Here is a 10,812-nt window from a genome sequence, read left to right on the forward strand (position 1 = left end):
AAGGAAGCTGAGGCCATGAGCGAATCCCATCAGGAATATATCGTCATAACGGGTGCGAGGGAAAACAATTTGAAGGATGTATCCTTACGTATTCCAAAACGAAAAATTACGATTTTTACCGGCGTTTCCGGGTCCGGCAAATCATCCATTGTATTCGACACGATCGCTGCTGAATCAACCCGGCTGCTGAATGATAATTTCAGCATGTTTGTTCGTAATTTCCTTCCCAAATATCCACAGCCGGACACGGATGCGATCGAGAATTTGAGTATGGCGGTTATTGTAGACCAGAAACGGCTGGGCGGCGGATCCCATTCCACAATGGGCACCATTACCGATATTTCTCCGGTTCTGCGTCTTTTATTTTCCAGAGCAGGCCAGCCTTATGTCGGTTCTGCCAACCTGTTTTCATTTAACGATCCGCAAGGCATGTGTCCGGAGTGTAATGGCATCGGCCGCAGGCTGGGCATCGACATGAACAAAGCGCTGGACATGACGAAGTCGTTAAATGACGGAGCGATCCAACTGCCGGATTATACGGTGAACGGCATGGACTGGTCGTTAATTATACAGACGGGCGATTTCGATCCCGATAAGAAGCTCAGTGACTATTCAGATGAAGAGCTGAATCATCTCTTATACAGCAAGGCGCGGAAAGTAGAGATGCAATTTGCCGGGAAGTCCGTAAATATTACCGTTGAAGGCGTCATCGAGAAATTCAGCAACAAATATATAAGGCAGGACTTGAAGACGAAATCCGAACGAACTCAGCGTGCCGTTGCGCCGTTCATTATAGAGGGGCCATGCTCCAGCTGCCGGGGTTCAAGACTTAGCCAAGCTGCGCTCAGCTGTAAAATTAACGGGCTTAACATTGCAGACATGTCTTCGATGGAGGTCGGCAGCCTCATCCGCGTAATTCAGGAAATGAACGAGCCTGCAGCCGCTCCAATTGTCCGATCGCTGACTGAGCGTCTGCAGCATTTGGTCGATATCGGGCTTGACTATTTGACGCTGGACCGCGAGACGGATACGTTGTCCGGCGGCGAATCGCAGCGTGTCAAGATGGTCAAACATCTGAGCGGCAGCCTGGTGGACGTCACTTATATTTTTGACGAACCTAGTGTCGGTTTGCATCCCCGCGACGTTCACCGGTTAAATGAACTGCTGTTGAAGCTGCGCGATAAAGGCAACACCGTCATCGTTGTAGAGCATGATCCCGATGTAATCAAGGTGGCGGACCATATCGTTGATGTTGGCCCTTATGCCGGCAGCCGCGGCGGCACGATCGTATATGAAGGAAGCTTCCAAGGGCTGCTGAAGTCCGGTACGCTTACAGGCAATTATATGAATCGTCCGCTTCAGCTGAAGCGTGACTGCCGCCGGCCGTCCGGCAAGCTGACAATAAAGGATGCGAGCTTGCACAACCTGCGGAATGTAAACGTTGATATCCCTGCCGGAGTGCTGACTGTCGTTACAGGGGTAGCCGGTTCCGGCAAAAGTACCCTTATTAACGAAGTATTCCTCCGCCAGCATCCGGATGCGATTGTCATCGACCAGTCGGCCATAGGCGTGTCCACACGTTCCAATCCTGCGACATACACCGGCATTATGGATGATGTCCGCAAGGCGTTTGCATCGGCAAACAAGGTGAACCAAGGTTTGTTCAGTTTCAACTCCAAAGGTGCCTGCGAAAATTGCCAAGGGCTTGGGGTGGTGTATGCGGATCTTGCATTCCTCGAAAGCGTGAAGCTGCCGTGTGAAGTATGCGGAGGCAAACGTTTCAAAGAGGAGGTGCTTGCATATAAACTGGCCGGCAAAAACATTGCGGAAGTGCTGGATATGACAGTTGAGCAGGCATTGGACTTTTTCGATATAAAAGAAGTTGTACGCAAGCTGCAGGCAATGAGCGACGTTGGGCTGAATTACATTAAGCTCGGCCAGCCGCTCAGCACCCTATCGGGCGGAGAATGCCAGCGCATTAAGCTGGCAAGCGAGCTGCATAAGAAAGGCAGCATCTATGTTATGGACGAGCCGACAACCGGGCTGCATATGTCCGATATCGGACACCTTCTGGAGATTATGAACCGCCTTGTGGATACCGGCAATACGGTCATTGTCATTGAGCATAATCTCGATGTCATCAGCCAGGCGGATTGGATTGTGGATATGGGACCGGACGGAGGCAGCAAAGGCGGACAAGTGGTTTTTGAAGGGACGCCTATGCAGATCATCCATGCGGAACAATCCATCACGGGAAAATATTTGAGATAAGCTAGCGGAAACAAGAGCCGGCATGGCGGCTCATTATTGGAAGAGATTTTCAATTATACAAGACGCTACTTTAAGTGAGATTCATTCATTTTTGCATAAAAACCGGAATATATTGTCTTATCTCATGTCTCTGGGAGGTAAAATAATGCCATTTCCGGTTTACCCTTATATAGGCTGGAAGCAGCAGTGTACAGAGGTGCCTGTTGTATTTCCTCCCCAGCATCAAGATCGAAGGCCGGGATTTGAGTACATAATGAATCCCCGGCCTATTTTTGATAATCCCGCTTATATCGGGAGCGGAAGGCTGCACAATAAAGTTGCGATCGTAACCGGCGGCGACAGCGGGATCGGCCGGGCCGTCGCAGTCGCTTTTGCCAAGCAGGGCGCAGATTTGGTCATACCTTATTTAAATGAACATCAAGACGCAGCGGAGACCAAACAGATCATTCAGCAGCTGGGACGCCGATGTGAGTTGATGGCTATTGATTTAAGAGCGGAAGGCGCATGCGCTTCAGTTGTAGAGCGAACACTCGCAACGTTCGGCAAACTTGATATTCTTGTTAATAATCATGGCGTTCAATATCATCAAGACAGCATTCTGAACATCAGCCGAGAGCAGCTGCTGGATACGTTCCATACCAATATCATTTCCTTTTTTGAGATGACGAAAGCAGCCTTGCCTCATCTGCCTGCGGGCGGCTCTATTATTAATACCACCTCCGATACCGCGTTTTCGGGTATGGCTAACATGATCGACTATACCGCTACCAAAGGAGCGATCGTTTCATTTACCCGTTCTCTTTCACTCTCGCTCTCCAGCCAGAAAATTAGGGTGAACGCCGTAGCTCCCGGTCCGACCTGGACACCGTTGATCCCGACTGCATTCACGAAGGAAGAGACGACTACTTTTGGCACGGACACGCCGATGGGCAGGCCGGGACAGCCTTTTGAATTAGCGCCAACTTATGTGCTGCTCGCTTCTGACGATGCTTCCGCAATTTCAGGCCAAGTCGTGTTCGTAAACGTGGGTAACGTTGTAACATAATGTTTCCGTATAGAGGCTGCCGAGCAGATTAAGCTTGGCAGCCTTATATGATGGATGTACGCGGGTGTCGCTGAATGGAATAAAGCTCTACGAGGAGTATGAAACTTTTACCGGTTATGACCGTCTATTCATAGACTGTCCATTTAACGTGCAGGAGGCGGAGCCTGAATGCCAAAGTTAATCGGAGCAGCAGCGATTATCACGAATGATGAAGGCCACGTATTGCTGGTTAAGCATAGTTATGGGAAATACAATTGGGAATTGCCTGGCGGAAAAGGGGAAGAGCGCGAATCTGCGGAACAAACCGCCAAGCGGGAAGTGCTTGAAGAGGTGGGTCTGACTGTCGGAATAAAACAATTAACCGGCGTTTATTACGACCCGGATCATGACATGCATCATTTTGTTTTCATTGCAACAGCCGATCCAAGCCAACTGCCCTATCCCAGTTCTCCTGAAATCGTAGAATGCCGATTTTGCTCCCTGGATAAACTTCCTAAGCCGATCAGCGATTTTACATGCAAACGAATAGAAGACGCACTTAACCAAAATCGGAAACCATGGTTCCATACAATAACACCCAGGCAATGGATCGAATAATGATTCGTGAGTGGCCGGAACTTTAATCGCAATAACGGATGATTCGCGTATACATAACACAACATCTCATCTGTATAACAAAAAGCTTCTAAACGCTCTTGCGGCTGTTTAGAAGCTTTTTGTGCTGGAATCAGCGTCTTATCGGCAGCATCTCCGCGTATTCGATCCCGATCGAGGAGAAGCGGCATTACCTCAGTTTGCTCAAGAGGTATAGTTCCGGCCCAAACCAAGATCGGTCAACAATTGCCGGTAAGCGATGGAGGTGCGGTCCGCGGGAATATGTGCTTCGGCCATCAGATCAAGCGGCAAATCTTCAGGCGTCTGAGCTTCAACCATCTCCCTGTCCTCTTGGAAAACTTGAAGATTAAATTTTATCGTTTCTTCCACAGGGACGCTTTTATCGAAATTACGGGATATCGGACAAAATAGCCTGGTGTATCTTGCCGATACCGGCGAGGCGCAATTCAGGATCATTAGTTTGCCATCGTCTGGAAAATGTACCGTAAGCGATGCTGCAAACGGGGCGAAAACCCGGAAAGCACGCAGCCACATAAACCCTTCAGGGGCCGGATTTTCCTGGCCCTTGCCATAATTGCTGACCGTGCTCCAGTAATCAGCAAGCAGCACATTCCCGGCTCTGGCAACCTTGTATTGCGGAACTTCCGTATTGCTGCGGTCACCGAATGTTTCCGTATGCACAAAGGCAAAATGGGATACATCCAGAAAACCTTCCATTTGGCGGCCGGCTGACCCTGCAATATCAAAGCTGGGCGGTAAAATGTTCATATAATCGGGATCATCCCAGCCGGGAAATTCCGGCAGCTCCGCTTCGCTTCCCGCAAGCGAGGTCCAAATGAGCCCATAACGTTCCACCGAAGGATAGGTTATTAATTTTAGCTTTGGAGAAATTTTGTTCCCCGGATGAGCAGGCACAGCTGTACAAACACCTTCGCAGTTATAACGGAACCCGTGATAAGGACAAACAATTTCATCATTTTCAATCCAGCCTTTACTTAGTGGAGCCCCGCGATGAAAGCAAAGATCACGGGCGATTACAACATGGCCGCCGCTTCGGTAACAAACCAGTTTAACATCGAGCAGTTTAACCGCAACCGGTTTATCTTTAATTTCGTCGGCAATGGCTACCGGGTACCAAAATTTAGACAGCACCTTCCAGTCGCTTGGTGAGAACGTACAGTCGCGGGGCAGATGGTCTTGTGCATCCATAACGCCATAATTTTTCGCCATCCTAAACACTCCTTTTTACGGATTACCTGCAAACGTAAAGAAGCCCCGGGCCGCAGAGGCCCAACATAAAGGAACCTAATGGAATACACTAGGAGCTTTATTTGGCACCTCTTGTAGCCTGGGGCAATTACGGTTGCCTGGTCGAGACGCTCGTTCCAATTAACGAGCTTATACAAGGGATGTGTATGTCATGTAATATGACATAGATTATAAGGATAATAATAACAACTCGCCATATGAATGTCAATCCGCCATTTTCATAACCAAATCTGCGGCATAATCTACATCATTTTAATAATTGCGTCATTATATGTTTCACATATCTAACATACCATTCCCTTTAGAAGCCGAGTCGGGGCATTATTGAAGTTTTAAAGCAAATCTCAGAAAATATTAAGGAGTTCTTCATAATTTTAGCAGCATCATATAAAGATTTTTGATTTACGATTATGATGGTAAACAGGAGACTTTCAGAAAGTTGGGGTATAATGGACAGCTTTAATGTGCTCGTCGTTGATGATGAAAAAGAAATAAGGGATGTCATTGAAATTTACTTGAAAAATGAAGGGGTAACCGTATTAAAAGCAAAAGACGGAATGGAAGCGCTCGATCTCATTCATGAACATCCCATCCACCTTATTATTATGGATGTTATGATGCCAAGGCTGGACGGCATTGCCGCCACATTCAAAATCCGCGAGAAGAAAAACATTCCGATCCTCATGTTAAGCGCCAAAAGCGAAGACAGCGATAAAATATTAGGCCTTCATATCGGAGCAGATGATTACGTAACCAAACCGTTTAATCCAATGGAACTTGTTGCCCGTGTCAAATCGCAGTTGAGAAGATACCTTACTTTAGGCACTTATGATGGAATCCGAAAGGTCATTAATATCAAGGGGCTTATACTGGATCCTGCGTCCAAGGAAGTACAAGCCCATGGTGAACCGGTCAAGCTTACGCCAATTGAATATAAAATTGTCGAGTTGTTAATGACCAATGCCGGGCGGGTGTTCTCCATCCACGAAATCTATGAGCGGGTATGGAAGGAACCTTGTTATGCCGAGAACACAGTCGCTGTACATATTCGAAAAATTCGTGAAAAAATCGAAATTGATCCAAAAAATCCAACTTATTTGAAGGTGGTGTGGGGAATTGGCTACAAAATTGAAAAATAAATTAGGCATTGGCCTTTGGGCTGCTTTGTTTTCCTTCGGTTTAAGCGGGCTTCTGTCCCTATTCAGTTTGGGCAGCCACTACGTCCACCGCGATTATTTTCATACACCTGAATTCCGAAGCGAGCTGGATCAGTTCGCTCAATATGTCAATCTATTCGAGTTAAACAACATCACGTTAGAAAAAGCAAAACAATCGATAACTGTATCCGATGATGAAATAGAGAATTACCGGGAGGAAATGGGGGATTTGACCATCCAAATCAGCAGCTTGGATGAGCAGTATCAATCCCGAATTGAAGAAGCGCTTGCAGCCGGCAATCCGGGAGCAGCCGACATTTACAAAGCAGAGAGAGATAAAAAGATCGACGATGTTACGAAAGTGTATGGGAGCGATGACTATGCACGGGCTAAACTTACCGCCGAAAAAGAAAGGCAGTTGGAAGGCGTTTTCAAAGAAAGAGAACAGTATCGAACTGATTTTTTGAAATATAAAGACCAAATCCAATATTACTTTGAAAGCAGCCTTTCCGATAACGTTTATACGAATTTAAAGGCGTCCGGCGATACACCCGTCCAGGAGCAGATAAACTTCAGCAACATGCGGTATATAACCAACTATTCTATCTCAAATGAACCGCCCGGCTATAAAGGGCTGCTTGACATGGAACTCTATGCCGATACGATGATTCCATACAAAGGGCAATTTGCAGTAGCGAGGAATTTATCCTCTGCAAGCCCCATTATGACCGAATACCATGCCTACAAACGCGAGCAAATGACGTTATGGACGTATGCTTTAGCCAGCATCGCCGCGCTTATTTTATGCGCCATTCGCGCAAAGCAAGCAATGGCAATTCCTTCATCAGCGAATAGATGGAGAGTGTATTACAATAAGCTGCCGATGGATGTGCGGGCATTATTGGCCGTCTCAACGAGCATTTGTGCGATAAGTTTAATTGCTTCCGCAAGCGACCAATTTCTTTATTTGTTTAGCAATCCGTTTGTATACGGCTGGAAGATGGTGATCCGGATTGCCGCGGCTTCGATCTGCCTGGCCGCCAGCCTGATTCAGGGCAGAATATGGGTTGCGCAATTCAAAGACGGGCCGGCTGCCAAAAAAGATTGGGCCAACGGGCTTCTGCCCAGAACCGGACGTCGTATCCGCTTGCTTTGCGCGCTTGCCAAACAGCATGTGGCGGATGCTTTTTTACATAAAAGCATCGGCGTACAGTTATTGACGCTATTGGCCATTATATATGGATTAGGCGCAGCGTCATGGATCATAAGCCTGCATCCCGCTCTGATGATCGCCTATGCCATTATGCTGGCCGGTGCAGGCATTCCGATCGTCATGCTGATCGTCAGAAAAGCCGGATATTTCAATCGGATTGTGCTGCAGGCGAATGAACTGGCGGCAGGAAAACCCGGCCAAGAGCTGCCTGTGTCAGGACAATCCGTATTAGCCATGCTCGCCAGCCATATGAATGCCTTAACGAATGGAGTAAAGCTGCTGCAGAACGAACAAGCCAAAAGCGAGCGGCTTAAAACCGAATTAATTACTAATGTTAGCCATGATCTTCGAACGCCGCTAACTTCCATCATTACTTATACGGAGTTATTAAAAAAAGAAGATGTATCCGCCGAAGACAAGCTTGCTTATATTGAGATTATCGACCGCAAATCGAAACGGCTTAAAGTGCTGATCGATGACTTATTTGAAGCTTCGAAGATGGCCAGCGGCAATGTTGAGCTCGCAAAGGATAAAGTTGATCTCGTCCAGCTCTTGCAGCAAACGTTGGCCGAATATGACGATATGATCCGTGATTCCAGCCTTCAATTCCGGTTTTCGGCCGCTGAAGAGCAGGTGTACGCTTATGTGGACGGGCAGAAGCTGTGGCGCGTATTCGATAACTTAATCGGCAATATCCTGAAATACGCTCTCGACCGCACACGCGTCTATATTTCCATACGAACTCTGGACAACCAAGCTGTTATTTCGTTTAAAAATGTATCCCGGTATGAGATCGGCGACAATGCCGATGAGCTGTTCGAGCGATTTACGAGGGGCGATTCTTCACGCCATACCGAAGGCTCCGGCCTTGGCCTGGCGATTTCAAAATCGATCGTGGACCTTCATGAAGGCAACCTTGAGATCAGTGTGGACGGGGATTTATTCAAAGCCAACATTTCGCTCCAACGGATGGAATAACATCTAATGGTAACTATAGCGCTTGCAGCAAGAGCAGTTTGCCCCGGGCAGCTGCTCTTGCTGTTTCTTTAACCGGTATGGGTGTTACTGAGATGTGACTGAGCCGTCAGTGAAGAGGGCTTTTATTCCCTTTAGGTTTGAGATACGATAACAAGGACAATCATTTCCCATAAGGGAGAAAAAAGGTCAAGGCAGTGGAGGGATTGACTTTGGATGATTTTGCCAGTTTATACATTATTCGCGGCGAGCCTTTCCAATCGGGCACGTGCGTGAACTTTAATAAAGACGAATTACTCGTAGGGCGGGTGTCCAATCAGTCTGCTCCGGATTTGGCGTTTACGAATGCCTTTATTTCCCGGCAGCATTTCGTCATCCGCAAAGAACAGGATAAAGCCGTCCTGTACGATTTAGGCAGCCGCCACGGTACGGAAATTAATGGTGTCCGGCTTATCCCGCATACCCCGTACCCGCTAAAAAATTTTGACATCATCAAGCTGTCCAAAGGGATGAGCGTTATCCATTTTTCGTACCGGTTCGCTGATGCGACGCTTGATTTAGAGCCATTAAGCATTACAAGCCGCCTCGATCTATCACAGATCAATTGGGAAAAAAGGGAATGTATCGTAGAAGGCAAGCGGATACCGATGTCCGAGAAGGAATATTTGCTGATTCGTGTCCTATACGAGAAAGCGAATCGGCTGGTATCCGTTGAAGAAATCAAATCGCAAGTATGGCCGGAGCGCTCCCTGGGAGCAAACGGTGTTCCGGACGTCACGCTCGACGAATTGAATTCGCTTATTTACCGCGTACGCAAAAAATTCGGCAAAGACGCTTTTCTAATCAATGCGGTGCGGGGCAGCGGGTATATGCTGGAATCCCGTTTAAAATCGTCCTAACGAAAGCAGGAATATCGCCATGAAATATATTCAAACGGAGTACTCCGGACCGCTTAGCGGTACCGTCCATATTCCGGGAGCTAAGAACAGCTCCTTGGCTGTGCTGGCCGCAGCTTGCCTGGCGGACGATATCGTGACGCTGGAGGGCATCCCGCATATAGACGATGTCAGGGTGATCAGCGACATAAGCCGGGACATCGGCATGGAGCTTAGGCGGGAAGGCGGCCGCATCATCATCGACCCGCGATGGATCGATAACGCCGTCATTGACCCCGGCAAAGCGTCAAGCTACAGAGCTTCCTATTATTTTGCAGGCGCGCTGCTCGCCAAGTTCGGCAAAGTAACGATCGGTTTTCCAGGCGGCGACAACTTTGTGTCCAGGCCGTTCGATCAGCACATTAAAGTTTTTGAAGCACTGGGTGCCAAAGTTACTTTTTTGAACGATTGTTTCATTGTAGAAGCGGCTGAACTGAAAGGAGCCGACATCTATTTCGATACGCTGACCAGCGGCGCAACCATTAATGCCATGCTGGCGGCTGCCCGCGCTTCCGGAAGGACGCAGCTGCACAACGCCGCCCTCGACCCGGAAGTGGTCGATACGGCAGCTTTTCTGAATCGGCTGGGCGCCCGGATTTATGGTGCAGGAACGGAAACGATCCGCATCGAGGGCGTGCCTTATTTAACCGGCGGAACGCACACGATTATTCCGGACCGGCTTATTGCAGGAGCTTTTCTGATGGCTGCCGGCTTGAACGGCGGACAGGTGACGGTTACGGATGTTATTCCGGAGCATCTTGGCGCTTGCCTTGCAAAGCTGGAAGAAGTCGGGGTACACGTGGAATGCGGCGATCAGCATATTACTGCTTTTGGCAGCGGTTCGTTAAAAGCGACACGGATCCGCGCCGGTATGTACCCGGGCTTTGCAACCGATTTGCAGCAGCCAATGACGGCTTTGCTGCTCCAAGCCAAAGGCAAAAGCATCGTAACCGACCGCGTATTTCCAAAGCGGTTCGCTCATGTGGCGCAATTAAGGCGGCTTGGCGCAGAAATTGAACTGAAGCGCGAAAGTGCTTTTATCCGCGGCGGACTGGCGCTCTATGGCGGGTGGGTTCATGCAACCGATGTGCGCGCAGGGATTTGCCTGCTGATGGCCGGCTTAACGGCAGAGGGGTATACGCGAATCACCGGCGTTGAGCACATTGAACGCGGGTATGAAGATGTGATCGGAAGCTTCCGTTCCATCGGCGCCAAAGTGTCGATGCATGAATGGGACACGCGGGAGCAGCCGCCGCAGTCGATGCCGCGGTAAGCGGACTTCCGGATCAGGCACAACGCATGGCATTAGGGAAAAGGAATAGCATCGCATTC

At 48.6% G+C, this 10,812-nt stretch carries 8 protein-coding genes and 1 riboswitch; of the genes, 7 read left to right on the forward strand and 1 reads right to left on the reverse strand.

Annotated features, from left to right (window positions below):
• The first annotated feature begins 15 nt into the window (after window positions 1-15).
• From ET464_RS04815 to ET464_RS04825, 3 genes are all read left to right on the forward strand, one after another.
• Complete coding sequence (locus ET464_RS04815) at window positions 16-2,271, forward strand: ATP-binding cassette domain-containing protein (protein ID WP_129438715.1); 2,256 nt, start codon at window positions 16-18, stop codon at window positions 2,269-2,271.
• A 145-nt stretch (window positions 2,272-2,416) separates the two neighbouring features.
• Window positions 2,417-3,316 (forward strand): SDR family oxidoreductase, encoded by a 900-nt coding sequence (locus ET464_RS04820; protein WP_129438717.1) that lies wholly within the window; start codon window positions 2,417-2,419, stop codon window positions 3,314-3,316.
• Between the two features lie 168 nt (window positions 3,317-3,484).
• Window positions 3,485-3,913, forward strand: a complete 429-nt coding sequence (locus tag ET464_RS04825) for an NUDIX hydrolase (RefSeq protein WP_129438719.1) — start codon at window positions 3,485-3,487, stop codon at window positions 3,911-3,913.
• A gap of 201 nt (window positions 3,914-4,114) precedes the next feature.
• Here ET464_RS04825 and ET464_RS04830 read toward each other — a convergent pair whose 3' ends face one another.
• Window positions 4,115-5,161 carry an aromatic ring-hydroxylating oxygenase subunit alpha gene (locus tag ET464_RS04830; RefSeq protein ID WP_244226665.1) on the reverse strand — a complete coding sequence of 349 codons (1,047 nt, stop codon included), beginning with the start codon at window positions 5,159-5,161 and terminating at the stop codon, window positions 4,115-4,117.
• 94 nt (window positions 5,162-5,255) lie between these two features.
• Window positions 5,256-5,357, reverse strand: a riboswitch (purine riboswitch).
• A gap of 292 nt (window positions 5,358-5,649) precedes the next feature.
• Here ET464_RS04830 and ET464_RS04835 point away from each other — a divergent pair.
• The 4 genes from ET464_RS04835 (at window position 5,650) to murA (ending at window position 10,753) form a co-directional block, all read left to right on the forward strand.
• On the forward strand, window positions 5,650-6,339 hold the full coding sequence (locus tag ET464_RS04835; RefSeq protein ID WP_129438721.1) for a response regulator transcription factor: 690 nt from the start codon (window positions 5,650-5,652) through the stop codon (window positions 6,337-6,339).
• On the forward strand, window positions 6,317-8,548 hold the full coding sequence (locus ET464_RS04840; RefSeq protein WP_129438723.1) for a sensor histidine kinase: 2,232 nt from the start codon (window positions 6,317-6,319) through the stop codon (window positions 8,546-8,548). Before ET464_RS04835 ends, ET464_RS04840 begins: the two co-directional genes overlap by 23 nt.
• Before the next feature lie 209 nt (window positions 8,549-8,757).
• Window positions 8,758-9,444 (forward strand): FHA domain-containing protein, encoded by a 687-nt coding sequence (locus ET464_RS04845; protein WP_129438725.1) that lies wholly within the window; start codon window positions 8,758-8,760, stop codon window positions 9,442-9,444.
• A 19-nt stretch (window positions 9,445-9,463) separates the two neighbouring features.
• On the forward strand, window positions 9,464-10,753 hold the full coding sequence (murA, locus tag ET464_RS04850; protein ID WP_129438727.1) for a UDP-N-acetylglucosamine 1-carboxyvinyltransferase: 1,290 nt from the start codon (window positions 9,464-9,466) through the stop codon (window positions 10,751-10,753).
• Window positions 10,754-10,812 lie beyond the last annotated feature (59 nt).

Origin of the sequence: Paenibacillus protaetiae, from assembly GCF_004135365.1 — a bacterium.
Taxonomy (GTDB): Bacteria; Bacillota; Bacilli; order Paenibacillales; family Paenibacillaceae; genus Paenibacillus_AP; species Paenibacillus_AP protaetiae.

Bases quoted from the DNA above. Each gene is read 5' to 3' on its own strand.
- ET464_RS04815 (WP_129438715.1), top strand. From the start codon at position 16: ATGAGCGAATCCCATCAGGAATATATCGTCATAACGGGTGCGAGGGAA.
- ET464_RS04820 (WP_129438717.1), top strand. From the start codon at position 2,417: ATGCCATTTCCGGTTTACCCTTATATAGGCTGGAAGCAGCAGTGTACA.
- ET464_RS04825 (WP_129438719.1), top strand. From the start codon at position 3,485: ATGCCAAAGTTAATCGGAGCAGCAGCGATTATCACGAATGATGAAGGC.
- ET464_RS04830 (WP_244226665.1), bottom strand. From the start codon at position 5,161: ATGGCGAAAAATTATGGCGTTATGGATGCACAAGACCATCTGCCCCGC.
- ET464_RS04835 (WP_129438721.1), top strand. From the start codon at position 5,650: ATGGACAGCTTTAATGTGCTCGTCGTTGATGATGAAAAAGAAATAAGG.
- murA (WP_129438727.1), top strand. From the start codon at position 9,464: ATGAAATATATTCAAACGGAGTACTCCGGACCGCTTAGCGGTACCGTC.